This window comes from Methylobacterium amylolyticum (genome assembly GCF_030700245.1).
Classification (GTDB): domain Bacteria; phylum Pseudomonadota; class Alphaproteobacteria; order Rhizobiales; family Beijerinckiaceae; genus Methylobacterium.
Window position 1 is genome coordinate 43,344 of the sequence record NZ_JAUYZI010000025.1, and the last position, 25,660, is coordinate 69,003.

27 protein-coding genes are annotated in these 25,660 nt (G+C 73.3%); 13 read left to right on the forward strand and 14 right to left on the reverse strand.

The window, feature by feature from the left end; translation table 11 throughout:
* Nucleotide 1 precedes the first annotated feature (1 nt).
* The 4 genes from Q8W71_RS18080 to Q8W71_RS18095 all read right to left on the reverse strand — a co-directional run bounded on the left by Q8W71_RS18080 (nt 2) and on the right by Q8W71_RS18095 (nt 3,291).
* The gene (locus Q8W71_RS18080) at nt 2-667 is read right to left on the reverse strand and encodes an LON peptidase substrate-binding domain-containing protein (RefSeq protein WP_305526781.1); all 666 of its coding nucleotides are present in this window, start codon (nt 665-667) and stop codon (nt 2-4) included.
* A gap of 48 nt (nt 668-715) precedes the next feature.
* Nucleotides 716-1,627 carry a thioredoxin gene (gene trxA / locus Q8W71_RS18085; RefSeq protein WP_305526782.1) on the reverse strand — a complete coding sequence of 304 codons (912 nt, stop codon included), beginning with the start codon at nt 1,625-1,627 and terminating at the stop codon, nt 716-718.
* 157 nt (nt 1,628-1,784) lie between these two features.
* Complete coding sequence (locus tag Q8W71_RS18090; RefSeq protein ID WP_305526783.1) at nt 1,785-2,258, reverse strand: hypothetical protein; 474 nt, start codon at nt 2,256-2,258, stop codon at nt 1,785-1,787.
* Nucleotides 2,259-2,307: 49 nt separating this feature from the next.
* Nucleotides 2,308-3,291, reverse strand: a complete 984-nt coding sequence (locus Q8W71_RS18095; protein ID WP_305526784.1) for a glutathione S-transferase family protein — start codon at nt 3,289-3,291, stop codon at nt 2,308-2,310.
* Nucleotides 3,292-3,512: 221 nt separating this feature from the next.
* Between Q8W71_RS18095 and Q8W71_RS18100 the strand changes: the two genes are divergently transcribed.
* The 4 genes from Q8W71_RS18100 to Q8W71_RS18115 all read left to right on the forward strand — a co-directional run bounded on the left by Q8W71_RS18100 (nt 3,513) and on the right by Q8W71_RS18115 (nt 7,245).
* Nucleotides 3,513-3,737, forward strand: coding sequence for a hypothetical protein (locus tag Q8W71_RS18100; RefSeq protein WP_305526785.1), 225 nt, complete (start codon nt 3,513-3,515; stop codon nt 3,735-3,737).
* Nucleotides 3,738-3,869: 132 nt separating this feature from the next.
* Nucleotides 3,870-5,168 carry a WcbI family polysaccharide biosynthesis putative acetyltransferase gene (locus Q8W71_RS18105; RefSeq protein ID WP_305526786.1) on the forward strand — a complete coding sequence of 433 codons (1,299 nt, stop codon included), beginning with the start codon at nt 3,870-3,872 and terminating at the stop codon, nt 5,166-5,168.
* 141 nt (nt 5,169-5,309) lie between these two features.
* Nucleotides 5,310-6,257 (forward strand): transglycosylase SLT domain-containing protein, encoded by a 948-nt coding sequence (locus Q8W71_RS18110; protein WP_370875457.1) that lies wholly within the window; start codon nt 5,310-5,312, stop codon nt 6,255-6,257.
* Between the two features lie 85 nt (nt 6,258-6,342).
* Nucleotides 6,343-7,245 (forward strand): alpha/beta hydrolase, encoded by a 903-nt coding sequence (locus tag Q8W71_RS18115; RefSeq protein WP_305526787.1) that lies wholly within the window; start codon nt 6,343-6,345, stop codon nt 7,243-7,245.
* Between the two features lie 23 nt (nt 7,246-7,268).
* On the opposite strand, the gene Q8W71_RS18120 is transcribed toward Q8W71_RS18115, so the two are convergent.
* The 4 genes from Q8W71_RS18120 to Q8W71_RS18135 form a co-directional block, all read right to left on the reverse strand.
* Nucleotides 7,269-8,570 (reverse strand): Gfo/Idh/MocA family protein, encoded by a 1,302-nt coding sequence (locus Q8W71_RS18120; RefSeq protein WP_305526788.1) that lies wholly within the window; start codon nt 8,568-8,570, stop codon nt 7,269-7,271.
* Nucleotides 8,571-8,661: 91 nt separating this feature from the next.
* Nucleotides 8,662-9,429, reverse strand: coding sequence for a phosphatase PAP2 family protein (locus tag Q8W71_RS18125; protein WP_305526839.1), 768 nt, complete (start codon nt 9,427-9,429; stop codon nt 8,662-8,664).
* Nucleotides 9,429-9,947, reverse strand: a complete 519-nt coding sequence (locus Q8W71_RS18130; RefSeq protein ID WP_305526789.1) for a 2'-5' RNA ligase family protein — start codon at nt 9,945-9,947, stop codon at nt 9,429-9,431. Before Q8W71_RS18130 ends, Q8W71_RS18125 begins: the two co-directional genes overlap by 1 nt.
* Before the next feature lie 26 nt (nt 9,948-9,973).
* Nucleotides 9,974-11,092 carry an SPL family radical SAM protein gene (locus Q8W71_RS18135; protein ID WP_305526790.1) on the reverse strand — a complete coding sequence of 373 codons (1,119 nt, stop codon included), beginning with the start codon at nt 11,090-11,092 and terminating at the stop codon, nt 9,974-9,976.
* A gap of 72 nt (nt 11,093-11,164) precedes the next feature.
* On the opposite strand from Q8W71_RS18135, the gene Q8W71_RS18140 reads away from it, so the two are divergent.
* The gene (locus Q8W71_RS18140; RefSeq protein WP_305526791.1) at nt 11,165-12,151 is read left to right on the forward strand and encodes an alginate O-acetyltransferase AlgX-related protein; all 987 of its coding nucleotides are present in this window, start codon (nt 11,165-11,167) and stop codon (nt 12,149-12,151) included.
* 18 nt (nt 12,152-12,169) lie between these two features.
* Here Q8W71_RS18140 and Q8W71_RS18145 read toward each other — a convergent pair whose 3' ends face one another.
* Nucleotides 12,170-12,418 carry a hypothetical protein gene (locus tag Q8W71_RS18145; RefSeq protein ID WP_305526792.1) on the reverse strand — a complete coding sequence of 83 codons (249 nt, stop codon included), beginning with the start codon at nt 12,416-12,418 and terminating at the stop codon, nt 12,170-12,172.
* Nucleotides 12,419-12,890: 472 nt separating this feature from the next.
* Nucleotides 12,891-14,267 (reverse strand): CoA transferase, encoded by a 1,377-nt coding sequence (locus Q8W71_RS18150; protein ID WP_305526793.1) that lies wholly within the window; start codon nt 14,265-14,267, stop codon nt 12,891-12,893.
* Nucleotides 14,268-14,353: 86 nt separating this feature from the next.
* On the opposite strand from Q8W71_RS18150, the gene Q8W71_RS18155 reads away from it, so the two are divergent.
* From Q8W71_RS18155 to Q8W71_RS18170, 4 genes are read left to right on the forward strand one after another with little or no spacing between them, the layout of a single operon-like run.
* Complete coding sequence (locus Q8W71_RS18155) at nt 14,354-16,003, forward strand: ABC transporter ATP-binding protein (RefSeq protein WP_305526794.1); 1,650 nt, start codon at nt 14,354-14,356, stop codon at nt 16,001-16,003.
* Between the two features lie 3 nt (nt 16,004-16,006).
* On the forward strand, nt 16,007-17,227 hold the full coding sequence (locus tag Q8W71_RS18160; protein WP_305526795.1) for a phosphopentomutase: 1,221 nt from the start codon (nt 16,007-16,009) through the stop codon (nt 17,225-17,227).
* Between the two features lie 17 nt (nt 17,228-17,244).
* The gene (locus tag Q8W71_RS18165; RefSeq protein ID WP_305526796.1) at nt 17,245-17,436 is read left to right on the forward strand and encodes a DUF1192 domain-containing protein; all 192 of its coding nucleotides are present in this window, start codon (nt 17,245-17,247) and stop codon (nt 17,434-17,436) included.
* Nucleotides 17,437-17,438: 2 nt separating this feature from the next.
* Nucleotides 17,439-18,767: a leucine-rich repeat-containing protein kinase family protein gene (locus tag Q8W71_RS18170; RefSeq protein WP_305526797.1), complete on the forward strand. Its 1,329-nt coding sequence runs from the start codon at nt 17,439-17,441 to the stop codon at nt 18,765-18,767.
* A 5-nt stretch (nt 18,768-18,772) separates the two neighbouring features.
* Here Q8W71_RS18170 and Q8W71_RS18175 read toward each other — a convergent pair whose 3' ends face one another.
* Genes Q8W71_RS18175 through fliL form a run of 4 tightly spaced genes read right to left on the reverse strand, consistent with a single transcriptional unit; the run spans nt 18,773 to nt 21,879 of the window.
* Nucleotides 18,773-19,624, reverse strand: coding sequence for a MotE family protein (locus Q8W71_RS18175; protein WP_305526798.1), 852 nt, complete (start codon nt 19,622-19,624; stop codon nt 18,773-18,775).
* On the reverse strand, nt 19,621-20,145 hold the full coding sequence (locus Q8W71_RS18180; RefSeq protein ID WP_305526799.1) for a DUF6468 domain-containing protein: 525 nt from the start codon (nt 20,143-20,145) through the stop codon (nt 19,621-19,623). Before Q8W71_RS18180 ends, Q8W71_RS18175 begins: the two co-directional genes overlap by 4 nt.
* A gap of 2 nt (nt 20,146-20,147) precedes the next feature.
* Nucleotides 20,148-21,362, reverse strand: a complete 1,215-nt coding sequence (gene fliM / locus Q8W71_RS18185) for a flagellar motor switch protein FliM (RefSeq protein ID WP_370875455.1) — start codon at nt 21,360-21,362, stop codon at nt 20,148-20,150.
* Nucleotides 21,363-21,369: 7 nt separating this feature from the next.
* On the reverse strand, nt 21,370-21,879 hold the full coding sequence (gene fliL / locus Q8W71_RS18190) for a flagellar basal body-associated protein FliL (protein WP_305526801.1): 510 nt from the start codon (nt 21,877-21,879) through the stop codon (nt 21,370-21,372).
* Between the two features lie 251 nt (nt 21,880-22,130).
* Here fliL and flgF point away from each other — a divergent pair, with 251 nt between their 5' ends.
* The 4 genes from flgF to flgH are packed head-to-tail and all read left to right on the forward strand — an operon-like array spanning nt 22,131 to nt 25,600.
* Entirely contained in the window at nt 22,131-22,871 is a 741-nt protein-coding gene (gene flgF / locus Q8W71_RS18195) for a flagellar basal-body rod protein FlgF (RefSeq protein ID WP_305526802.1), read from the forward strand.
* A gap of 13 nt (nt 22,872-22,884) precedes the next feature.
* Nucleotides 22,885-23,676: a flagellar basal-body rod protein FlgG gene (gene flgG, locus Q8W71_RS18200; RefSeq protein ID WP_305526803.1), complete on the forward strand. Its 792-nt coding sequence runs from the start codon at nt 22,885-22,887 to the stop codon at nt 23,674-23,676.
* A 23-nt stretch (nt 23,677-23,699) separates the two neighbouring features.
* Complete coding sequence (gene flgA, locus Q8W71_RS18205) at nt 23,700-24,833, forward strand: flagellar basal body P-ring formation chaperone FlgA (RefSeq protein ID WP_305526804.1); 1,134 nt, start codon at nt 23,700-23,702, stop codon at nt 24,831-24,833.
* A gap of 29 nt (nt 24,834-24,862) precedes the next feature.
* Nucleotides 24,863-25,600, forward strand: a complete 738-nt coding sequence (gene flgH / locus Q8W71_RS18210) for a flagellar basal body L-ring protein FlgH (protein WP_305526805.1) — start codon at nt 24,863-24,865, stop codon at nt 25,598-25,600.
* The last annotated feature ends 60 nt before the right edge of the window (nt 25,601-25,660 follow it).

Consider the following 25,660-nt stretch of genomic DNA (forward strand, 5'->3'; position numbering starts at 1 on the left):
GTCACTGCATCGTCGGCTCGGGGCCGGAGCCCCGGACCAGTTCCATCTGCGTGACCGCGATCAGGATCTCCGCCCGGGTCTTGAGATCGGGCGCTTCCAGCATCGCCTGCTTCTCGCGGACCCCGAACGGGCTCATCATGCACAGCGCGTTGACGAGCGCCTCGTTCGGCGCCTCGTCGATCCCCGCCCAGTCGACCTTCAGGTCGTTCGATTCGACGAAGTCGCGCAGCGCCTTCAGGACCCCCTCGCGGTCGACCTGCTCCTCGCCCGCCCGCGCCTCGAAGTCCACCGCGAAGGTCTCGTAGGAGACCTGGCAGCGGCGGTAGGCGCTCGGGGTGGCGAGCTCGCCCTCGAAGCGGAAGCGGCTGATACCGGTGAGCGAGATCAGGTAGCGGCCGTCGCCGGTCTCCGCGTACTGGGTGATGCGGCCGGCGCAGCCGACCCGGTAGAGCTTCGGCGACGCCGCGCCCGACCCCTCCGGATCGGGCTGGATCATGCCGATGATCCGGTCGGTGCGCATGGCGTCGTCCACCATCGCGAGGTAGCGCGGCTCGAAGATATTGAGCGGCATCTGCCCGCGCGGCAGCAGCAGCGCTCCCGGCAGCGGGAAGACCGGGATCACCGCCGGGCAATCCGACGGTCCCTTGTAGACCGCATGCGTGCTCATCGCACCTCCTTCCGGCGCACCGTCACGGGACGGCGGGCGGCCGGCGCCTCACGAGAACAGCAGCGTCGAGAGCTTGCGGCGCCCGCGGATCGTGTCCGGATCCATCACGCCCCAGGCCTCGAAGAATTGCAGGAGCTGCTTGCGCGCGCCGTCGTCGTTCCACGCCTTGTCGCGCTTGCGGATCTCGATCAGGTGGTCGACCGCCTGCGTCCGGTCGCCCCGGGCCGCGAGCCCCAGCGCGAGGTCGAAGCGCGCCTGATGAGCGTCCGGGTCGGCCTCGACCGCCCGCTGGAGCCCGGCGAGGTCGCCGAGCGAGGCCGCCTGCTCGGCCAGATCGAGGGCGGCGCGGATGCCGGCGAGCGCCGGGTCGCCGGCCTTGTCCTCCGGCACCATCGCCAGCACGCGCTTGGCGTTCTCGATCTCGCCCGCGTCGAGCTGGAGCTTGGCGAGGCCGGCGAGCGCCGCGACATTCTCGGGATCCTGCTCCAGCACCGCCGCGTAGAGTTCGGAGGCGCCCGCGAGATCCCCCTGCTCGACGAGCCCCGCAGCCTCGGCGATCGCCGCCTCGATCGGGTCGGGCCCCCCGGGACCGGCGACGCGCTCGATCAGTTCCTTGACCTGGCTCTCGGGCACAGCGCCCATGAAGCCGTCCACCGGCCGGCCCTTCTGAAAGACGATCACCGCCGGGATCGACTGGATCCCGAGCTGGCCGGCGATCGAGGGGTGCTCGTCGATGTTCATCTTGACGAGCACGACCTTGCCGTTCGCGGCGTGCACCGCCTTCTCCAGGACGGGGGTGAGCTGCTTGCACGGGCCGCACCACGGCGCCCAGAAGTCGACCAGCACCGGCCGGTTCATCGACTCGGCGACGACGTCCTGGCGGAAGCCCGCGGTGGTGGTGTCCTTGATGAGGTCGCCGCCAGCGGACGGTGCGGTGCCGGCGAGGGAGTCGTTGAGCATCGGTCTGGCTTCGGAACCTTTTTCGCGATGGCCGGTAGATGGGGCCGATCGCCCTTCCTGACCAGCCCGCCCGGGTGGGCCATCCCCGGTCACGTGCCGAGCGGGGCCACCGGTCCCGGCCTTCGCCCGAACGGACGATCGCGCCGGCGATCGGCCCTCAGGGCTTGCCGGCGGGCGCGCCCGGTGCAGACTTGGCCGCGGTGACGAAGGTGCCGGCATAGGCGCGCCCGTCCGCGGCCTTGGCCTCGCAGGCGATGGCGGTCTTGCCGGGCTCCGGCGTCGAGAAGCGGCAGGCGCCGATCGCCAGGGTCGGCGCTCCGGCCGCGCCTTCCGAGACGACGTTGATCGGCTGGAGCGGATCGGTCTCCTCGGTCGCCTCCTGCTGGGCGCCGTTGCCGGAGAAGCTCAGAATCCGGCCATCGGAGGCGGTGAAATCGAAGCTCGTGCGGTTGCGGCTCACCGCGTTCATCAGCGTGCCGGCGCAGCCCGCCGAGGCGTCGCGGCCGGCGATCACCAGCTTCTCGCAGGTGCCGTCGAGCCTGAGCGCCGCCTGGGCCGAGGCCGCCTGGGGCAGGCAGAGGCCCGCGCAGACGAGGGCGAGGCGGAACGGGGCCGTGAGCGTGTCGCGCATGGTGTCGCGTGTGTCCTCCCAATTCGGCGGCATGTAGGTGCCGGATACCTCACGTCGAGGTCCCGAAGCGGAGGGCCCGGTCGTTGGGGGCCGCGAAGTCGAGGTCGGGTCCGATCGGCACGATCCCGGTCGGGTTGATGGTCGCGTGGCTCCCGTAATAGTGCCGCTTGATGTGCGCGAGGTTCACCGTGCCGGCCACGCCCGGGAGGGCGTAGAGATCGCGCAGGTAATGCGACAGGTTGGGATAGTCGGCGATCCGGCGACGGTTGCACTTGAAGTGACCGACATAGACCGCGTCGAACCGCACCAGCGTGGTGAACAGGCGGATATCCGCCTCGGTCAGGGCGCTCCCGCACAGGTAGCGGCCGCGGTCGAGCCGCGCCTCCAGCGCGTCGAGCTCATCGAACAGGGCCGCCACCGCCTCCTCGTAGGGCGCTTGAGCCGTGGCGAAGCCGGCTTTGTAGACCCCGTTGTTGACCCGGTCGTAGACCCGGGCGTTCAGGGCGTCGATCTCGGAGCGTAGCGCCTTTAGGTAGAGGTCCGGGCCGGACGCGCCGAACGCGTCGTTCAGCATCCGCAGGATCTCGGACGACTCGTTCGAGACGATGGTCGCCCGCTCCCGATCCCAGAGGGCGGGCACGGTGACGCGGCCGGTGTAGTGCGGGTCGGCGGCGCGGTAGACCTCGTAGAGCCGGGCCGCGCCGTGGATCGGGTCCGGCGTCGCGCCGGGCGTGTCGCCGAACACCCAGCCCTGCGCGCCCATCAAGGGGTCCACCACCGAGACGCCGATCGCTCCCTCCAGGCCCTTCAGCGCCCGCCCGATCAGCGTCCGGTGCGCCCACGGGCAGGCCAGCGAGACGTAGAGGAGGTAGCGCCCCGGCTCGGCCCGGAACCCGCCCGTCCCCGATGGCCCCGGCGCGCCGTCGGCCGTCACCCAGTTGCGGAAGGCAGAGGCCTGGCGCTCGAAGCGCCCCCCGGTCGCGGCGGTGTCGTACCACCGGTCGTGCCAGACGCCGTCGACGAGCAGTCCCATGGCCGCACTCCGCCCGATCAGAAGTCCGTGGCGGCGAGACCGCCACGTCGGGAGGTCTCGCACGCCCGGATCCGCCGCGCGAGGGGGCGCCCAGCGTCGCGCAGGGCAGGGCTGCGCCCGAGCTTCTGTTGCACCGCAGCAAAAAGGTTCATCGTGCCCATCACGCTCCGCGCTCGCGGGCCCCGCGCCCGGGGACGAGAGGCAGACGAGAGAGGTCTACGATGTCACTGGCGCTGGTGCCCGTCGCCGAGGCGGCCCTGTTCACACTCGGCTGCATGGCGATCCACGCGCTCCGGCGTCACGCGGACGCGGTCACGGCGATGCTGGCGGGACTGGCCACGCTGCTCGTCCTGATGGTCGGCATCGCCTGCGCCCCCGAACCGCTCGCCAAGTATCAGGCGGCGAACGCGATCGATTACGCCCGCGGCGACTTGGCGATCTACTGACGTCCCGCCCGTCGCCGTCCGGTCGCGCCCGTCCGGGCGGCGTGCCCGATCTCGACCAGCCGCCAGCGGTTGCACGTCCGACTGTTTCGCCCGATAGACGGCGGGAGGGAGAGCCACGCGTATCAGGATCAGATGACGGACGCCGCCGCGGATCGGATCAGAGCCCGAAAGAATCTGGTCGTGGTCATGAACTGTCAGGGCCAGGAGGTGATCCGCTATCTTCGGTCGAGCCGCAACATCTCCTGCCAATACAATCTGACCTACATTTCCAGTATCGTCCTCAAGGACGACGAGAGCGCCAAGCAGGCGGCGCTGGCGACGCTCTCGACGGCGCACGTCGTCATCGCCCAGGACGTGACCAGCGTCGCTTGGCTGCGCAACGATGCCATCGCGCAAGTCATACCGAAACATTGCCGTTTCTTCCGGTTCTGCTTCTGGCGGTTCTACGGTTTCTGGCCGGTCTCCGCGACCCGGTTTCACGATCAGATGTGGTACGTCGCCGACGAGTTCGGCCCGTCGCCGGATTTCCGCGGCTACGCCCAGAACAGCGTGCCGCCGGAGGTCATCGTCCGCAACTTCGAGGAGCAGGTCGAGAAATTCGCCTACATAGAGCGATTTTCCGAGATCAAGATGCTGCCTTTCTTCCTCGACAATTACAGATCGAATAAGATCTTCACCGATGAGTGGCATCCGACATCGTTTTTCTTCTTTGTTGTCGCGCGCTACATCCTCGCCGAACTCGGGCTTCCGGTCGATGTCGAATTGCTGCCCGATGACGGGGTCGACAACTTCCGCCATCGGCTCGTGCTCGATGCCGTGACCGAGGAACTCGGCCTGACCTACGATCAGAGCCTGATCCAGTTCCACGACACCTGTCTCGATCGGGAGACCCTGTACGATTACTTCAAGTTCGCCGAGGCTTGCTACGACCGCCGCATCCCGTGGATCTACCCGCGCAACAGCTTCCACGAGTGGCGCTACGCGAAGGGACGCGAGGTGCGCGAAGTCGACGTGACGGGGTTCGGCCGGCGCGTCGAGGCGGCCCGCCCGACGCGGGCCACAGCCGGGCCGCTCCGGTGGCTCGACGCGCTGGGCGGGCGCCGCCGGGCCGCCGCCGACGAGGCGTCGTGGGTGCTCGACCTGCGCGATTTCCGCAGGATCTCCGCCCTGGACATCCGGCTGACCGGCGGGGCGCGCGCCGAGCCGGTCGACCTCGAACTGCGCGTCTCCCTCGACGGGCGCGCGTGGCGCGACGTGGCGACCCTGCGCCTCGTGCCGGACGGCTCCGATCCGGAGGCCCCGGTCGCCGCCGTGTTCGCGGATCCGGTCTTCGCGCGCCACGTCCGCGTCGATCCGCCCGCGGGCGGCGGCGTGAGGGTGGCCGGGGCGGAGGTCTACACCCGCGCGCTCGTGCAGGGCATCGACGCGTAGAGGGTCGAGGGCACGGACCCGCCGCGCCGGACGGCTTCGGTCCGCGGCGACGATCCGGCCGCAGCCCCGCGGACCGGAATTCCGTGAACGCGCACGGATTGATCGGTGCTGCCGCGACGCTACAAGCGGGCGGTGCCAGCCCTGCATCCGTCCCCGCCGCGAAGGCTCCGCTCCAGCGGCCCGCTGGCGGTCCTCGCCCTCCTCGCCTTCCTCGTGCCGGGCCCGCTTGGGCCCGCGCGCGCCGCGCCCTCCGAGGGCGCGACCGAGACCGTCGAGCAGGCGCTCTGCCGGCTGATCGAGGATTCCGCCAAGGCCCGCGGGCTGCCGGTGCCGTTCCTGACCCGGCTGATCTGGCGGGAATCGAGCTTCCGGGTGGGCGTCGTCAGCCGGGCCGGCGCGCAGGGTGTCGCCCAGTTCATGCCGGGCACCGCCCGCGAGCGCGGCCTCGCCGACCCGTTCGATCCCGAGCAGGCGATCCCGCATGCCGCCCACCTGCTCGCCGACCTGCGGCGGCAGTTCGGCAATCTCGGGCTGGCCGCCGCGGCCTACAACGGCGGTGCCGGCCGGGTGACGGGCTGGCTCGCCGGCACCGGCGGCCTGCCCGCCGAGACCCGCGCCTATGTGCTGGCGATCACCGGCGCGCCCGCCGAGGATTGGCGCGGGGCGGGCGGCGGCACGGTCGAGTTCCCGGAGGGCGGCGCGCCGGAGAAGGCCACGCCGGAGAAGCGTGCCGCGCCGGCGCCGGAGCCGGCCCAGAGCTGCCTCCAGGTGACGGCCGCCCTGCGCATCCCCGGCCGCGGCGATCGCTTCGCCCTGGGCGGCACCGAGGGCCCGGCCGCGCCCTGGGGCATCCAGCTCGCCGGAAACTTCTCCAAGGCCTTGGCGCTCCAGAGCTTCTCCCGCGCCCGGGCGAGCTACGCGGGCGTGATCGGCGAGGTGCGGCCGATGATCATCGGCACCCGTCTGCGCAGCCGCGGCACCCGCGCGTTCTACCGCGTGCGCATCCCCGCGGAGACCCGGCAGGCGGCGGACGCGCTGTGCGGCCGGATCCGGCAGGTCGGCGGCGCCTGCATCGTCCTGCGGACCTGATTTTTCTCCGCGCCGCCGCGGGCCGGACATCAATCCGCCCCGAGCCGGGGGCGGTATGCGCCGGATCGGTGCAACCGGACGGGACATGACACGGCTCCTCACAGCCTTCGCCAGCATCCTCTGCCTCGGCCTCGCGGCCCTGGGCTTCTCCGCCGCCTCGCCGCTTTCCCTGTTCGACGCGATCGGCCCGCGCGATTCCGGCGGCCGGCTCGCGGCCCGCAACCTCGCCTTCGGCGAGGGCCCGCGGCGGCGCCTCGACGTCTACGTCCCGGCGGCGGGCGCCGAGGGTGCGCCGGTGCTGGTGTTCTTCTACGGCGGGTCGTGGCAGAGCGGATCGAAGGACGACTACGCCTTCGTCGGCCACGCCCTCGCCGCCCAGGGCTTCGTGACGGTGCTGCCCGATTACCGCCTCTTCCCCGCGGTGCGCTTCCCGGGCTTCCTGGAGGACGGGGCGGCGGCGGTCGCGTGGGTGCGCGACAACATCGCCGGCTACGGCGGCGATCCGCGCCGGATCGTGCTCGCGGGCCACTCGGCCGGGGCCTACAACGCGGTGATGCTCGGCCTCGACCCCCGCTACCTCACCGCGGCCGGCGTCGACCCGAAGGCGATCCGCGCGGTGGCCGGCCTGTCCGGGCCCTACGACTTCCTGCCGCTCGACCAGGACACGACGATCAAGGTGTTCGGCGAGGCCGCGGACCTTCCGGCGACGCAGCCGATGCAGTTCGCCGGTCCGCTCTCGCCCCCGGCCTTCCTGGCGACCGGCGACGGCGACACCACGGTGCGCCCCCGCCACACCGTGAGCCTCGCGGCCAAGCTGCGCGCGGCGCACGTGCCGGTGCAGGAGCGGATCTACCCCGGCCTCGATCACCGGGACACGCTGCTGGCGCTGTCGGTGACCTTCCGCTCCAAGGCGCCGGAACTCGCCGAGATGTCCGCCTTCCTGATGCGGCAGGCGGGCGGGCGCACGCAGTTCTCGATGCGGCACTGAGCGGGCTCAGGGCCCGCCCCCGCTCAGGCCGGCTCCTCCGGCTCGGGTCCGCGGGTCGCGTCGAGGCCTGAGCCGGCCCCCGGCGGCGGCCCGACCTTGACGGGGGCGCCCGTGCGCGCCGCCTCGTAGATCGCCTCCATCAGCACCTGATCCTGGAGACCCTCCTCGCCGGGGGTGCGCGGGCGCAGGTTGTCCTGGATGCAGCGGGAGAAGTGGTCGATCTCCAGGGCGAACTGGTTCTTCGGCGCCAGCACCTTCTCGTCGCGCGCCGCCGACCTCCCGTCCGGATGGGCGACGAACAGGCGCTGGCCGCGATAGGCGAAGGCGTTCTGGAGATCGATCGCGCCGCCCTGCGTATGCACGGTCAGGGAGCGCGCCTCGTGCACCCCGTAGCTCGTCATGCACTGGGCGATCACCCCGGACGGGAAGCGCAGGGTGAAGCTGACGCTCTCCTCGACCTCGCGGAACTTCGGGTCGTCCGGCGGCGAGAAGATCTGCGCCGTGACCGATTCCGGCTCCTCGCCCAGCAGCGCCCGGGTCCCGTTGAGGCAGTAGAGGCCGATGTCGGGCAGGGCGCCGCCCCCGGCCAGCGCCTTGCGCAGGCGCCACTGCTCGGGCAGCCCGGTGGTCTGGCCGTTGAAGGCCTGGATCAGCCGCGGCCGGCCGTAGGCGCCGGAGCGGGCGAGCCGCGTCACCGCGCGGTTGTAGGGCTCGTACTGGCAGCGGTAGGCGATCATCAGTTTGACGCCGGCCCGGTCGCAGGCGGCGATCATCTCGCGGCACTCCCCCGAGGCCACCGCCATCGGCTTCTCGCAGAGCACGTGCTTGCCCGCGCCCGCGGCTGCCAGCACGTTGTCCCGGTGCACGGCGTTCGGCGTCACCACGTAGACCGCGCCGACCTCCGGGTTGGCCTTCAGCGTCTCCCAGTCGCCGTAGCCGTAAACCGCCGCCTCGGGCACGCCGTATTGCCGGGCCGCGAGGCGGGCCTTGTCCGGGCTGCCGGACATCACCGCCACGAGCCGGGAGCGCTTGGTCTCGCCGAAGGCCGGCAGGATCTCGTCGAGGCTCAGGCGGCCGAGACCGACGACGCAGTAGCCGACCCGCTGCCCCGGGGGCTGCGGCGCGGGGGTCGGGGCGGGCGGCACGTCCCCCGGCCCCCGCCAGTTCGGGAACGCGACCCGGCCGCCCTGCACCGCGCCGGTGTCGGCGGGCACCGTCGGGCCGGGGGGCGCCGCGGCCCGCGCACCGCCGCCGACCGCCGCGGTGGCGAGCGCGCCGCCCGCGGCCAGCAGGTTGCGCCGGGAAAGTTTCGCGTCGTCCGCCATGAGCCTCCGCCGGTCTCGCCGTGGTCCGAGAACCCCGGGAACGAGGCGCGGATCGGGGCGGTTCCGGGTCGCGGGGCCGCACCCGCCCGGCTCAGGCCGGGGGCGGCGGGTCCGGCGCCTCCACCTCGCCGCGGCGCTGCAACTGGAGGGCCAGGAACCAGCACAGCGACGCCCAGGCCGCCCCGACGCACCACCCGGCGAGCACGTCGCTCGGCCAGTGCACGCCGAGATAGACGCGGCTGGCCCCGACGAGCAGCGTCATGCTCACCCCGAGGAACAGCAGCAGCGCCTTGACGCGGCGGCGGCGCTCCACCCGCGCGGCGAGGGTGGCGAGGGTCAGGTAGGCGATCGCCGACATGGTGGCGTGGCCCGACGGGAAGCTCGCGGTGAACACCTCCATGCCGTGCGGTACCAGATCGGGCCGCGGGCGGTGGTAGAACACCTTCAGCACGGTCGAGAGCAGTTCGCCGCCGCCCACCGCCGCGACCACGAACGCCGCGATCCGCCGCCGTCCGGACAGGGCGAGGTAGCCGGCGACCGCGCAGGTGATGAACAGCACGGTGAAGACGCTGCCGAGCCCGGTGATGTCGCGCATCGTCTCTTCGAGCCAGGGCGGCCCGATCGGGTCGGCGAGGTCGGCCGGGTTGCGCAGGGCCAGCAGGATCTTCCGGTCGAGGGCGGCGGTCGAGCCCTCGCCGACCTCGCGGGCCAGCGCGAAGAAGCCGTAGCCCAGGGTGCTGAGCGCCAGCAGGGCGACGAGGGGGCCAACCTCGTTGAGGCGCAGGCGCAGCCACACCGCCATCGCCCGCCCGAACAGCGGGTTGCCGCGGAGCCGTCCGGGGGGCTGCACCAAGCGCATCACGCGTTCTCCCCGAAGGCCGCCCGCGCCACCCGCTCCCACGGGCCGCCGAGGTAGCGCCACAGCAGCACGCCCGGCGCGGTGAAGCGGAACGGCGCGAACGCGCCTTCGAGATCGGCGTGCAGCGCCCGGGCGGTCTCCGGCGCGACCTTGTTCTGCACCGTCACGTGCGGGCGCCAGCCCTGCCGGTCCTGCGGGGTGAGATGGTCCGAGAAGCTTCGGGCGAGGCGCGCGCGGAATCCCGTCAGCGCCTCCGAGTCGAGGACGTAGGCGACGCCGCGGCCGGTGAAGCGCAGGCCGGTCACCGCGACCTCCGGCGGGGACAGGGTGCGCGCGAGCGTCGCCACGGTCTCGATCACCGCCCGCTCCCGATCGCCCGGCAGGTGATGGAACAGGGTGGCGTGGGCCGGGATCCGGTTCAGCGCCTCGGGGAAGTGCCGGCGGCGCTCGCCGTCGAAGCGCGCGAAGGTCGCCGGATCGAAATCCAGCGTCAGGATCAGGGGGGCGGGGTCCGACATCCGGGGCGACATGGCGTCCGGCCTGCTCAGGTCCAGTACAGGACGCGCGCCGCCGGCAGGTCGCGGGCGATGGACGCGGTGAGGTGGGCGCGCATCGCGTCCATCACCGGCTTGCGCAGCACGAACTTCACCGAGCCGAACTTGGTGAGCTTGCGCGCGCGCACGCCCTCGTCGAGCGGCAGGTCGGAGCCCGGATACCAGCCCTGGAGCACCGTCTTCGAGCCCGGCGTGAAGCGGTGGGTGATCAGCTCCGCGGTCAGGTCGAGATCCGGCACGCCGGTGAGCGCATCGGCCGCATCGCGGATCAGGCCGTCATAGGCCGCCGCCCAATCCGCCATCGGCAGGATCGGCGCGATCGTCAGGCCGACCGGGTAGCCGGCCAGCGCCGCCGCCCGCAACGCCCCGAGCCGCGCGTCGAGCCCGTCGGTGCCGCCCTCGTAGCGGGCGGCGGGGCGGGCGTTGACCGAGAACCGGATGCGGGTGCGTCGGTTGTGGGCGAGGCCGAGCAGGGGCTCGATGGCGGCGAACTTGGTGGTGAAGCGCAGTTGCACCGGCGCCTCCCAGGCGCCGAAATGCCGGATCGCCGCCGAGAGCGACCCGGTGAGGTGCTCGATGCCCAGCGGGTCGGTGTAGCAGGAGGCCTCGAAGGTGGTGCCCTCGTGCGCGCGGGCGTCGGAGCCCGAGGTCACGGCGCCGCGGCCGAGATAGCCGGCGAGGTTGCCGAGGATCGCGTCGAGGTTGGCGTAGGCGCGGGTCACCGGCGGTCCCGACAGCGAGCCCGCGAGGTAGCAGTACTGGCAATGGGCCGGGCATCCCTCGGCGAGGTCGAAGCGCCAGTCGGCCGAGGGCGGGATCGGCTGGAGCCGCAGCTTGGTCGGCGGCGCCACGGTCAGTGCCAGGGTCGCCTTGGCCTCGGCGTAGGCCCGGCGCGGGTCGGGGCCGCCGAGGCCCGCGAGCCGGTTCGCGCGCAGGCGCTCGACGGGGATCCCCAGCGCCTCCGCCCGGGCCAGCATCGCCCGCCCGTGCGCGTGCTCCAGCGCGGCGGGCGTGGCCAGGACGCGGCGCGGGCGCCACAGCCGGACGGACCGGCGTGGACCCTGTGCGGGTGCACAATCTTTGGGGGCGAGTTCGGGCGCACCTTGCATGCCTCGGGAACGCGGAGCGACCCGCCCGGCTCCGCCCTATGCGGCTTGGCCGGAGGCGGCTAATGGTCCGCCATGGTCGGCAGGCGCACAGGCGGGGCATTCGACGGCGACGGCGTGCATGTCGGGCGGGACGGCTGGCTCTTCCTCACCGGCGGCACGAACCGCGTCCTGGATCGCTACCGGAGCGGCCTGCGCCAGTGGCGGCTGCTGCGCGGCTGGGCGCGTCTGATCGCGCAGCGCGCCGCCCGGGCCGACCGGCTCGGCATCCGCTGCCTGCACGTGGTCGTCCCGGAGAAGCTCTCGGTCTACGACAACATGACCGACGGCCTGCGCTACGACCCGCGCAACGCCTCGACCCGGCAACTCGCCCGGCGGCTCGCGCGCAACCCGGCCTATCTCGACCTGCTGGCCCCGCTGCGCGCCGGCCGCGACGGGCCGGTGCCGCTCTACCTGCGCACCGACACGCACTGGACCGTGGAGGGCTGCCTGCTGGCCTACCGCGCCATCATGCGGGCGCTGGGCGCGCTGCCGCCGGCCGACATCGCCGCGCGGCCGCGCAACCGCACCAAGCAGGTGATGGACCTCGGCGACAAGCTGCCGGACCGGCCCCGCGAGGCGGTGGAGCGGATCACCCTGCTGCGCGACGCGAGCCGGGTCGAGGTCGGCCCGCTCCAGGCGCGCTACGAGGCCGAGGGGCGCGACCGCCAGCTCCACGTCGGCGCGCACGTGGTCTACCGCAACGCCGGGGACGGGGCCGATCCGCGCCGCCTCGTCCTGTTCGGCGATTCCTGCGCCCATTTCGACCCGTTCATGCTCACCGGGCTGCTCGCCGAGAGCTTCCGCGAAGTGCACTTCGTCTGGTCGTCCGCCCTCGATTGGGCCTATATCGAGCGCGTCCGCCCCGACATTCTCCTGTTCGAGATCGCCGAGCGCTTCCTCGCGCGCCTCCCCGCCGACGATTACGACGTGGCGGTTGCCGGGCGGCGCGGCACGGCGGGGCGGCTTGGAGCGGACGGCGCGGCTCCGCCCTCGCCGGACGAGGCCGCGCCCGGGTTTTGAGGCCGGCGCCCGCGCGCCCTACTCGCGAGCCCCGTCCTGGACGGACTTGGCCGCGGCGACGGCGCGCACGAAGGCCAGAACCTCGCGGCGTTCCGCCTCCGCCAGCCCGGACCAGTGCCGCAGCAGCTCCGTGGCGCCGGCGAGGTCGGCCGGCGCGTCCGCGTCGAGGAAGGCGTGCCGGGGCTGACTCAGGACTTCGGCGATGCGTGCCAGGGTGCTGGCGGCGCGGCGTCGATCACCGTCGTCGCGGGGGAAATCGTCCGGCACGCGCGCCTCCCCGGGCGACCCGGCCTCGCGGTCGTCCGAAGCTCGCCGATACGGAGCCCGGATTGATCTGGTCGCCTACATAGGTTGTGGTTCGGTGGACCGATGGCGCAGACGGAAAGTCGAGTGGCGTCGGTGGCATCCGGTGGATCCTTCTCAGGACTTCACGGCAAGATGATCGTCTCAGAAATATTCGATACACGCGCGAGATATTACATCTGTATTTCCGAAATTATTGCCAATTGTAACTTGCTCGCCCTGTAAGACGTCCTGCGAATGCTGTTGTTTGTCCTCGTGAAACAGGGTCTGGGCCGGGCGAAGAACGGAGGACGGTCCGGCAGCCCCCTCGACTGAGGGCCGTGCACCGCCGCCGGGACCGCGCCGGGCGGACCGATGCGGCCGGTCCGCCCCGCGAGGGGTGTCGCCCTTATGCCCCCCGCAGGTCTCGTGCCCCCCGGAGGTCCCGTGCCCGTCGTCAGCCCGGCCCCGCGCTCCAGGCCGGCGCGTCGGATCCGAGCCGCCGCGCCGGGCGGTCCCAGCGCATCGCCGCACCCGCGACCGAGAGGGGCGGCCGGAGCCGCCGCGCCGGCCCCCAGGCGGTCGCCTCGACGGCCTGTGCGAGGTCGGCAGCAGTCTCCGGGGCCGGCGGCTCTGCGGCCGCCGCGGGCCCCGCCGCAGCCAGCAGCGCGGCCGTGCGGGCCAGCGACAGGCGCGCGTCCCCGCTGGTCCTGCGTGCCAGCAGGCGTAGGGCGGCGGCGGCCGCGATGTAGCCCGTGGCGTGGTCGAGCGCCTGGACCGGCAGCGGCACCGGCCGAACGGCCTCGCGCCACGCCTGTCCCGCGGCGGCGATCCCCGTGCTCATCTGCACGAGGCTGTCGAAGCCGCGCCGCCGGGCCCAGGGGCCGGTCCAGCCGTAGGCGTCGAGGCCGACATCGATCAGTCCCGGTGCGATCCGGCGGCGCTCCGCCGCGCCGTAGCCGAGCCCCTCCAGGGCGCCGGGCCGGTAGCCGTGCAGCAGCACGTCGGCTCCGGCGAGCAGCCGCTCGAAGGTCGCGCGGTCTTCAGGAGTTCGCAGGTCGAGACGGGCGCAGGCCTTGCCGACCGTCACCTCGGGCGCGAGCGCCGGCTCGTCCCAGTCCGGCGGGTCGATCCGCAGCACGTCCGCGCCGTAGCCGGCGAGGAAGCGGCTCGCCACCGGGCCCGCGAGCACGCGGGTGAGGTCCAGGACGCGCAACCCGGCGAGTGGCCTGCCGGGACACGATTCCCGAGGAACGGGCCCGCGGCTGGGCTCGGCGTCGAAGGTGACCAGCGGCTCGGCCGCCACCGCCCGGCCCTGCGGGTGCGCCGCCCAGGCCGGACCGTCGCGCATCTCGGCCGCGGCGCCGCCCTCGGCGAGGATCGCCCCCTCCAGCGCGCCGGTCTCCCAGCCCGCGACCGCCCGCGCCATGCCGTCCCGGTCCACCTGCGGTCCGAGCACCCGCTCGGCCGCCGCGCGGTGACGCGGCGCGTTGGTGTGGAGGCGGATCCAGCCGTCGCGGGCGCGGTAATCGCCGGCCACCGGATCCCAGGGGGGCGGGACGCTCCAGCCCTCGGGCCGCACCGAGGTGGCGAACCAGAACGACGCGAGCCGCCGGTCGACCTGCACAGTCGCCTCCGCGCCCGCGACCGCCTCCACGCCCGCGACCTCGGCGAGCGCCAGCCCCGCCGCCGCGATCGAGCCCGCGGCGAGATCGGTGACGGCGAAGGCGGACGACAGGGCGCCGTCGCCGGAGATGCCCAGCCGGTCGAGGGCGCCGGGTGGCCCGTCGAGCGCCGCCCAGATCTCGGCGGCGACGCGTGCGGCCTGCTGCATGGCCCTCCCCGGCTCCTGCCTGCACCGGAAGCCTTATCTCGGGCGGTATACTAGGGTCCGCCCGCGGGCGCGCTATAAGAGCGCCCATGACACGCGCCACGCCCGCGGCCGAAACCCCGCCGCTCCTGTCCGTCGAGGACCTGTCCGTCGTCTTCCGCGGGCGGGAGAGCGAGACGGTCGCCGTCGACCGGATCGGCTTCACCATCGCCCGGGGCGAGACCCTCGCCCTGGTCGGCGAATCCGGCTCCGGCAAGTCGGTCACGGCGCTGGCGATCCTGCGGCTGCTCGACGGGGCGGCGGTGCAGTCCGGACGCATCGTTTTCGCGGGGCGCGACCTCGCCGCCCTGCCTGAGCGGGAGATGCGCGCGGTCCGCGGCGCCGACATCACCATGGTGTTCCAGGAGCCGATGACCTCGCTCAATCCGCTGCACACCATCGCGCGGCAGATCGGCGAGGTTCTCCAGCTCCACCGCGGCCTGTCGGGCAAGGCCGCGCGCCGACGGATCCTCGAACTCCTCGACCTCGTCGGCCTGCGCGACGCCGAGCGGCGGATGGGCGCCTACCCGCACGAATTGTCCGGCGGCCAGCGGCAGCGGGTGATGATCGCCATGGCGCTCGCCTGCGAGCCCGACCTGCTGGTGGCCGACGAGCCGACCACCGCCCTCGACGTGACCGTCCAGGCGCAGATCCTGGCGCTGCTCGCCGACCTCCAGAAGCGGCTCGGCATGGCGATGCTGTTCATCACCCACGACCTCGGCATCGTCGAGCGGATCGCCGACCGGGTCTGCGTGATGCTCAAGGGCCGCATCGTCGAGGCCGGGCCGACCGCGCAGGTCTTCCGCGACCCACAGCACGACTACACCCGGCGGCTGATCGCCTCCGAGCCGAGAGGACGGGCGAACCCGCTGCCGCCCGACGCCGCGCCGCTGGTCGAGGCCGGACCGCTCAAGGTGTGGTTCCCCTTGAAATCCGGGCTGTTCCGGCGCGTGACCGGCCACGTCAAGGCGGTCGACGGCGTCTCCGTGCGGGTGCGGGCGGGCGAGACGGTGGGCGTGGTCGGCGAATCGGGCTCCGGCAAGACCACGCTCGGGCTGGCGCTGCTGCGGCTCACGGGGTCGGAGGGCCCGATCGTCTTCCTCGGGCGCGACATCGAGCGCTTCGGCGCCGCGCAGATGCGGCCCCTGCGGCGCGACATGCAGGTGGTCTTCCAGGACCCCTACGGCTCGCTCTCGCCGCGGATGTCGGTCGCCGACATCGTCGCCGAGGGTCTGGTGGTGCAGGGCGCGGTGAAGGGCCGGGCCGAGCGGCGGGCGGTGGTCGCCAAGGCGCTCGCCGATGTCGGCCTCGACCCGGCGGCGATGGACCGCTACCCGCACGAGTTCTCCGGCGGCCAGCGGCAGCGCATCGCCATCGCCCGGGCGATGGTGCTCAACCCGAAATTCGTCGTCCTCGACGAGCCGACCTCGGCGCTGGACCGCTCGGTGCAGGCGCAGATCGTCACCCTGCTGCGCGACTTCCAGCGCGAGCGCGGCCTCGCCTACCTGTTCATCAGCCACGACCTGAAGGTGGTCCGCGCGCTCGCCAACTACGTGCTCGTCATGCAGAACGGCCGGGTGGTCGAGGAGGGGCCGGCCGAAACGATCTTCGCGAACCCCCGCACCGACTACACCCGCACCCTGTTCAAGGCGGCCTTCGCCCTCGACAGCGACGCGCCGGCCGAGCTGGAGCCGGCCTGAGCCGTGCCGCGCGCCCTCCTCATCGTGCTCGATTCGGTGGGCATCGGCGGGGCCCCGGACGCGGGCGCCTACGGGGACGCGGGCGCCGACACGCTCGGCCACATCGCCGAGGCCTGCGCCGAGGGCCGCGGCGACCGGCCGGGCCTGCGCGCCGGCCCGCTGCGGCTGCCGCATCTCTCCGGTCTCGGCCTCGGGCTGGCCTGCGCGGGGGCGACGGGCCGGGTGCCGCCGGGCCTCGAACAGCGGGGCGAACCGCGCGCCGCCTACGGCCACGCGGTCGAGCGGGCGGCGGGCAAGGACACCCCGTCCGGCCACTGGGAGATCGCCGGCCTCGCCCTGACCGAGCCCTGGGGCCACTTCCCCGACGCGCGGCCCTGCTTCCCGTCCGAGCTGACGGCGGCGCTGATCGCGCGGGGCGGCCTGCCAGGGATCCTCGGCGACCGCCACGCCGCGGGCGTCGCGCTGATCGACGCACTCGGCGCCGAGCACGTCCGGACGGGCAAGCCGATCTGCTACACCTCCGCCGACAGCGTGTTCCAGATCGCCGTCCACGAGGACGTCTTCGGGCTCGACCGGCTCACCGACCTGTGCCGGATCGCCCGGGAGCTGTGCGACCCCTACCGGGTCTGCCGCGTCATCGCCCGCCCCTTCGTCGGCTCCGCGGAAACGGGCTTCCGGCGCACGGCCAACCGCAGGGATTTCGCCGTGCCGCCTCCGGGGCCGACGCTTCTCGACCGGGCCGGGGCGGCGGGCCGGGCGACCGTCAGCGTCGGCAAGATCGGCGACATCTTCGCCCACCGCGCCACCGGCCGCGAGATCAAGCCCGGCGGCAACGCGGCCTGCCTCGACGCCGCGCTCGAGGCCATGGCGGACCTCCCGGACGGCGGCCTCGTCTTCGTCAACCTCGTCGATTTCGACACCGAGCACGGCCACCGCAGGGACGTGCCGGGCTACGCGGCCGAGCTGGAGGCGTTCGACGCCCGCGTGCCCGGGATCCTGTCGGCCCTGAGTCCGGGCGACCTCGCGGTGATCACTGCCGATCACGGCAACGATCCGACCTGGGCCGGCACCGACCACACCCGCGAGCAGGTCCCGATCCTGGCCTTCGGGCCGGGCCTCGCCCCCGGCGGGATCGGCCGCCGCGACACGTTCGCCGACATCGGCGCCACGCTCGCCCGCCACCTCGGCCTGACCTGGGACGGGGCCGGGCATCCGTTCCTGTAGGGAGGCCGTCGAAAGCGATGCGGGACGAGGACGACCGGCCGCGCAAGCGCGTGGCCCACGAGATCGGGCAGCCGCTCGACACGCTGTCGCTCGCCGACCTCGACGAGCGGGTGGCGCTGCTGCGCGCCGAGATCGCCCGGATCGAGGCGGCCCGGGCCGCCAAGCAGGCCGCCCAGGGCGCGGCCGACGCGTTCTTCAAGCGGGGCTGAGCGTGGACCGCGACGAGACCCTGCGCGCCCTGCGGCGCGGCGACCTCGCGGGCGCCCGGGAAATCCGCCTGCCCGCAGGCCTCACCGCCTTCCCGGACGAGGTGTTCGGGCTCGCCGACACGCTGGAGGTGCTCGACCTCGGCGTCGGGCGCTTCGCCCTGCCGGACGACCTCGGCCGGCTCAAGCGCCTGCGGGTGCTGTTCTGCTCCGGCAACCCGTTCGAGCGCCTGCCCCCGGCGCTCGGCGGCTGCCCGGCGCTCAGCCAGATCGGCTTCCGCGGCTGCGGCATCCGCGAGGTGCCCGCCGAGTCCCTGCCGCCGCTGCTGCGCTGGGCGACGCTCACCGACAACCGGATCGAGACCCTGCCCGCCGCGCTCGGCGAGCGGCCGGCGCTCCGGAAGCTGATGCTCGCCGGCAACCGGCTCGCGGCCCTGCCGGACAGCCTCGCGGGGGCGGAGAACCTGGAGCTGATCCGGCTGGCCTGCAACCGCCTCGACGCGCTGCCGCCGTGGCTGACCCGCCTGCCCCGCCTCGCCTGGGTCGCCTATGCCGGCAACCCTGCCGAGCCCAAGTCGCAGACCAAGTCGCAGCCCGAGGCGGAGCCCGCGACGGAGGCTGCCGCCCCGCGCGTCCCCCGCTCGGCGGTGGAGATCGGCCCGCTCCTCGGCGAGGGCGCCTCGGGCCGGGTGCACCGGGCCCTGTGGCGCGGGCCGGAGGGCGACCGGGACGTGGCGCTCAAGCTGTTCAAGGGCGCGATGACCAGCGACGGGCTGCCCGAGCGGGAGATGGAGGCCTGCCTCGCCGCCGGCACGCATCCCGGCCTCACCGGCGCGCTGGGCCGGCTCGACGGCGGCCCGGACGGGGCGCCGGGGCTGCTGCTGCGGCTGATGCCGCCGGACTGGCCGGTGCTCGCCGGGCCGCCGAGCCTCGCGAGTTGCAGCCGCGACGTCTACGCCGCCGATCTGGCGCTCGAACCGGCGGTGGCCCTGCGCCTCGCGCGGGGTATCGCCGCCGCGGTCACCCACCTGCACGGCCGCCGGCTGCTCCACGGCGACGTCTACGCCCACAACATCCTGTGGGACGCCGCCGCGGGCGCGGCCGTGCTCGGCGATTTCGGCGCCGCCTCGGCGCTCCCCGCGGGTGCCGCGGGCGAGGCGCTGGCGCGGGTGGAGACGCGCGCCTTCGGCATCCTGCTCGGCGAGCTGCTGGACCGCTGCGCCGACGGCCTCGACGGCCTGCGCGCCCTGGAGCGGGCCTGCACCGGGCCCGATCCGGCCGCCAGGCCGCCGATGGCCGAGGTTGTGGACACCCTCGACCGCGCCGGTGGGTAGCGCGTCTACCGGATCGCGGACGGGTCGATCGCCGGCAGCTCGCCCGGCGGCAGGCCGGCGGCCGTCTGGGCCTGCGCGCCGCCGACCCCGCGGGCGCGGTTGGCGAGCGCGACGGTGAGCCGTTCGGCCGTCTCGGGCTGCATCACCGCCAGGATCTCGGCCATCTTGCGCGGGTTCATCGCCACCACGAGCGGCACCAGCACGTCGTGGCCGAGCCGGTCGAACACCCGCGCGGCCTCCTTCGGCTTCATGGTCTCGTACATCGTGACGATGCTCTTCAGCCCGTCCCGCTGCGCGGCCTCCTTGGCCTTGGCCGCGGCGTCGACCTTGTCCTCGGCCTGCTTCAGGTCGCCGAGACCGGTCTCCAGCTTGCGCTCGGCATCGTTCAGCATCTTCTCGCGCAGGTCGAGTTCGTCGCTGCGCTGCCTGAGCGCATCGCGTCGGGCGCCGAGCTTCTCCAGCAGGGCCCGCTCGGCCGGGGAGACCGGGTCCGGCAGGGCGGGCTGCGCCTGGGGCGGCTCCGGCGGCCGCTCCGGCGGCTTGGCGCCCTCCTTCGGCGACTCCTTGGCCGCGACCGAGCCGGTCGTGGCCGGGTCCGGAATCTCGTAGCCGGTGCGGGCCTTGGCCAGCGCCCGGCCGAAATCCGGCAGGTTGCCGTCGATCGGCAGGCCGGTCTGGCTCAGGGTCAGGACCTTCAGCAGCAGCAGCCCGCCCGCCGACAGGGCCACGGCGTCCATCAGGCGCAGCTTCAGTGGCCGGGCGGGCTTCAGGCGCGAGCGGCGCAGCGCCGATCCGGCGCGGGGCGCCGCCGGCCGGGCCGGGGGCGCGGGCGGCTTAGGGGCTGGAACGCCGGTCACGCCGCGCGCGCCCGCACGCGCGCCAGGGCACGCTCGGTCATCGCCAGGGCGGCGGCGGCGGCGGCGCCGAGGCGCTCGCCGTTCGGGCTCTCGGGCTCGGGCGGCGGCTCGGGGCGCCGCGGCGGCGCCGGAGGCTCGACCCGGGCCGCGTGCGCCTGCGCGGGGGCGCCCTGCGGCGGCTGGGCGCGCGCGCCCTGCATCTGCGCGACGATGGCGCCGACGCGGGCGATCACGCCCTCCCCGGCCTCGACCTGCGCGGCGAGCTCGGCGGCGCGGACGCCCGCCGTCTCGATGCGCGCGTTGAGGGTGCGGTCGCACTCGTCGATCGCCGCGCGCAGGCCGGCGATCGCCCGCTCCGCGGTGCCGGTGGCGACCATCAGGTCGCCGATCGTCCCGCGCAGGGCCGCCTCGTCGCCCTTGAGCTGGCCGATCCGGCGCGACAGGCGCACCGAGCTGACGATCGTCGCCGCCAGCAGCACCGCCACCAGCAGGTCGGCGAAGAGGGTGACGAACAGAGACATGGCTACCCGTCCGACCGGTTGTTCAGGGCGGCCTCGTAGGCCTGGAGCGTCGTGCGGGAGCGGCGCAGCGGCCGCGTCACCTGCACCGCGATGTTGCCGTCGACCCGGCCGATCCGCCCCTGGGTCAGCGCCCAGTCGCCGCAGCGCACGGTGACGAGGTCGGTGGGCTTGGCGTCGAACATCAGCGTGTCGCCGACCTTGAGGCGCATGACGCGCTTCAGCGGCAGCATCATCTCGTGCAGCACCGCCTGCATGGTGAGGTCGGCCTGCCAGATCTCGGTGGCGAGGTGGCCCTCCCAGATCTGATCGCGCCCGAGCTTCTCGCCCATGAAGCTCTGGGTGAGCAGCTCGCGGATCGGCTCGATCGTGGCGTAGGGGAACAGGATCTGGAGGAGGCCGCCGCGGCCGTCGACGTCCAGGCGCAGGCTGATCAGGATCGCCGCGTTGCCGGGCCGCGTGATCGTCGCGAAGCGCGGGTTGGTCTCGATCCGGTCGATGCCGAAGGTGACCGGGGAGAGCGGCTGGAACGAGAGTTCGAGGTCGCCCAGGACGATCTCGACGAGGCGGCGCACCAGCGTCATCTCGATCGCCGTGAACGGGCGGCCGTCGAGCCGGCTCGACGAGCCGCCGCGCTTGCCGCCGAGCAGGAGGTCGAAGGTGGTGTAGGCGAGGTTCGACTCGACGGTGACGAGCCCCGAATTCTCCCACTGCTCGGCCCGGAACACCCCGAGCAGGGTCGGCAGCGGGATGGCGTTCAGGTAGTCGCCGAAGCGGACCGAGGTGATGTTGTCGAGGGTGACCTCGACGTTGTCCTGGAACAGGTTGCGCAGGCTCGTCGACAGCAACCGGATCATCCGGTCGAAGACGATCTCCAGCATCGGCAGGCGTTCGTACTGGACGACGCCCGAATCGACGATGGCGCGCACGCCCCCGGCCCCGGAGGCCGAGAGCTCGCGCATGGAGAAGCCGAGGACGCCGTCGATCTCGTCCTGGTTGAGGATGCGGTCGTTGCCGGCCAGCTCGGGGAGATTGTCGCTCTCCCCGTCCTCGATCATCGTCGCCCACTCGGCGGCGACGTCGCTGGCGTTGCGCGTCGTGCCCTGCTCGGCGAGCGCGGCGCCCCATTCCTCGGCGAGCGACGTGTCGCCGCCCTCGGCCCCCTGCTCCAGCAGGGCCGCCGACCAGTCGTCCTCGGTGACCTGATCCTCCGGGTCCATCACCGCCTCACTGGATCACGAGGTCCTTGAACAGGACCGCGTCGACCTTGACGGGGTACACCGCCACGTTGACCCGCCGCAGCAGCTCCTCGCGCAGGCGGTAGAGGCCGACCGAACCCGACAGGTCGCTCGCCCGCAATTCGCGCAGGTAGACCTGGAGGGCGTCCTCGACCCGCGGCATCAGCGGCTTCACCTCGCTCTCGACCTTGGCGTCCTTCAGCTCCAGCGAGATGCGCAGCTTGGCGAACTTGGCCTTGTCCTGCTGGGTCTCGGTGCTGAGGTTCAGGACCAGCTCCCGCACTTCGAGGAACACGACGGGCTTCTTGGCCTCCTCGGCGGGGCGCGCGTGGGCCGCGTCGGCGTGGGCGCCGCGGCTCTTCATCACGTAGAAGCCCGCGCCGCCGCCCAGCACCAGCACCGCCGCGCCGGCGATCATCACGAGCTTCTTCTTGCTCTTCGGGGGGGCGTCCGCGCCCTCGCCCTCCTCGGCGGGCGCCGTCTTCGGCTTCTTGGCCATGCGCGCGGATCTCTCGCCGGCCCGGAGGGGCGGTGGCCGAGGATATCGACGGCCACGGTTAACGCGCCGTTAAGCGGGCAAATCCTGCCGGGCGAGGTTTGCCGCCGGCGCGCTCCGGCCCCGGCCCGCGGGGGCGCTCAGGGAAGCCAAGTGACGCTCCGGTAACGACAATTCTCCGGGCGGTCGGCTGGCACGGCGCATGCTGACGGGATGGTTGCCGCTCCGTGAGTGCGCCGGTCCAAGAGTTCACGATGCAGAATGCCCTCTTCGTCGGCGTGTCGAGCCAGGTCGCCCTCCAGCGCGAACTCGACGTGATCGCCAACAACATGGCGAACCTGTCGACCACGGGCTTCAAGGCCCGCAACACCCGGTTCGAGGAATACCTCATGCCGGTGGCGAGCGCGGACTCGTTCCAGGCGCCGGACCGGCGCGTCTCCTACGTGGTCGACCAGGGCACCACCCTCGATCTCAGCCAGGGCCCGATCGAGCAGACCGGCAACCCGCTCAACGTCGCGGTGAAGGGGCCGGCCTTCATCGCCGTCCAGGCGGCGGGCGGCGAGCGCTACACCCGCAACGGCGCCCTGGAACTGAACGCCCAGGGGCAGATCGTGACGAGCGACGGCTACCCCGTGGTCGGCGAGGGCGGTCCGATCGCGATCAACTCGCAGGAGACCGGGCTGGCGATCGGGCCGGACGGCACCGTCTCCACGAATCTCGGCATCCGCGGCCGGATCAAGCTCGTGACCTTCCCCGATCCGCGCCGGCTGACCAACGAGGGGGGGAACCTCTACGCCTCGCGCGATCCGGCCCGGCCGGCCGGCCGCGACGGGCGGCTGGAGCCCGGCGCGCTGGAGCGCTCGAACGTCCAGCCGGTCCTGGAGATGACCCGCCTGATGGACGTGAACCGCTCCTACACGACGGTGTCGAGCGTGATCGCGCGCCTCGACGACCTGCGGGGCACGGCGATCCGCCGCCTCGCCGACATCGCCTGAGGGGGAGGAGCCGATGCGCGCCCTCTACTCCGCCGCCACCGGCATGGCGGCCCAGGAACTCAACGTCCAGGTCATCTCGAACAACATCGCCAACCTGCGGACCACCGGGTACAAGCGCCAGCAGGTGCATTTTCAGGATCTGCTCTACCAGAACCTGCGCCGGGCCGGCACCTCGACCTCGGAGCAGAACACCCAGCTCCCGGCCGGGCTGGCGCTGGGCTCGGGCGTCAAGACCACCTCCACCGCCCGGGTGATGGCGCAGGGCACCCTGACCTCGACGGAGAAGGACTACGACGTCGCCATCCGCGGCGAGGGCTTCTTCCGGGTGACGCTGCCGGACGGGCGCACCGCCTACACGCGGGACGGCTCCTTCGACCTGTCGGCGTCGGGCCAGCTCGTCACCCGCGACGGCTACCTCGTCGACCCGGCGATCACGGTTCCGAACACCGCGACCTCGGTGACGATCAGCGCCACCGGCGCGGTCCAGGCGACGCTGCCGGGCCAGACCGCGCCGCAGGCGCTCGGCCAGTTCCAGCTCTCGCGCTTCGTCAACAAGGTCGGCCTCGAATCGATCGGCGACAACCTGTTCATCGAGACCGCCGCGTCGGGTCCGGCGATCAGCGGGCTCGCCGGGGCCGACGGCTTCGGCAACCTCCAGCAGAGCTACCTGGAGGAGGCCAACGTCAACGCGGTGACCGAGATCTCGTCGCTGATCGCCGCCCAGCGCGCCTACGAGATGAACTCGAAGGTCGTGACCGCCGCCGACCAGATGCTCTCCACCACCTCGCAGATGTTCCGCGGCTGACGCCGCCATCCGGACCCGCCACCATGTTCGCCAGCGCGCGCCTCGACAGCGACCTGCCTTCGCCCCTGTCCAGCGTCCCCGAGGCCGGGGCCGATCTCAGCCCGATCCTGCGGGGCGAGCGGGCGCGGGTGGCGCCGCCCGGCCTCGGGGTCGTCGTTCGAGCGGCGCTCGCGTTCCTCGCGTTCGCGGCGCTCGGCGCGTTCGTGTTCCCCGCCATGGCCGAGCCCGGCCTGCGCCTGCCCCCGCCCGCCGAGGCGCTGCGGCTGCGCGGCGACGTGACCGCCCGCGGCGACGTGCTGACGCTCGGCGACCTCCTGGAGAACGCCCCCTCCGACCTCGCCGCCCGGCCGATGTTCCGCGCGCCCGCCCTCGGCGCCACCGGGACGATCCAGGCCCGCCGCATCGCCGAGGCGGTCGCCGCCCTGGGGCTGGCGGCGCTCGAGACCGGCGGCCGCGCCCAGATCGTCGTGCAGCGCGCCGCCCGCCGGGTGGCCGCCGCCGAGATCGAGGCGGCGCTCAAGCGCGGCCTGGAGGCGGGCTACGCCCTCGACCCGCGGACCGTCTCGATCCGCCTCGACGGCGAGGGGCCGGCCCTGCTGGCGCCGGTCGATCTCGCGGGCGAGGCGAAGGCCCTCGATCTGGCCTACGATGCCCGCTCGCACCGGGTCACCGGCCTGATCGCGCTGGGCGACCGGCAGGCCTCGCTGCGCGTCACCGGCGTCGTGGTCGAGATGCGCGAGGTGGCCGTGCTGAGCCGCGCGCTCAACCGCGGCGAGACCGTCAAGGAGGGCGATGTCGGCCTGGAGCGCCGGCCGCGGGAGGGCCTGCCCGCCGACACGCAGGGCGTCGTCGCGGCGGTGCTCGGCGAGGCGGCGCAACGCGCGCTTCCCGCCGGCACGGTGCTGCGCACGGCCGACACCGCCCCCCCGGAACTCGTCGCCCGCAACGAGGCCGTCACCATCGTCTACGAGGCGCCGGGCATCAGCCTGTCGATGCGCGGGGTCGCCGGCGACAGCGGCCGCCTGGGCGCCACCGTCGCGGTCACCAACGTCGCCTCGAAGAAGATCCTCCAGGCCACCGTGATCGGGCCGGGCCGGGTCTCCGTCGGCCCCACCCGGGGCCCGCAGCTCCAGGCGAGCGCCGCCGCGCTCCGCTGACCGTCCTCCTCCCTGTGCAGAGTCCCGCGATGCTTCGCCGCCCGCTCCTCGCCGCCGCGCTCGTGGCCGGCCTCGGCGCCTGCAACACCGCCGACCGTCTCGCCAATGTCGGCGTGGCGCCGGTGCTCTCGGCCATCGAGGACCCGACCAGCCAGCCCGGCTACAAGCCGGTGCGGATGCCGATGCCCGACATCCAGCCGGTCTCCTACGCGCCGAACTCGCTCTGGCGCACCGGCTCGCGCGCCTTCTTCAAGGACCAGCGCGCCGCCAAGCTCGGCGACCTGCTGACCGTCAAGGTCAACGTCACCGACCAAGCCAACCTCGCCAACGAGACCAAGCGCTCCCGCGCCGCCACCGAGAGCTTCGGCCTGCCCAACGCCCTGGGGCTGGAGAACAACGTGATCGGCAAGACGTTCGGCGTCGGCGGCAGCGCGCTGCTGAACCTGACCTCCGACACGTCGAACGAGGGAGCGGGCTCGATCAAGCGGGCCGAGTCGGTGAACACCAACGTGGCGGCCGTCGTCACCCAGGTGCTGCCCAACGGCAACCTCGTGGTCGAGGGCAAGCAGGAGATCCGCATCAACTTCGAGGTGCGCGAGCTGGTGGTGGCCGGCGTGGTTAGGCCGGAGGACATCGAGTCCGACAACACCATCGCCTCGACCAAGATCGCCCAGGCCCGCATCGCCTACGGCGGCCGCGGCCAGATCACCGACGTGCAGCAGCCGCGCTACGGCCAGCAGATCGTCGACATCCTGCTGCCGTTCTGAGCCCGGGAGCCCTGCGTCAAGGTTATCGCGCGATCGTGGGGCGGACTCGGTAGAATCCCG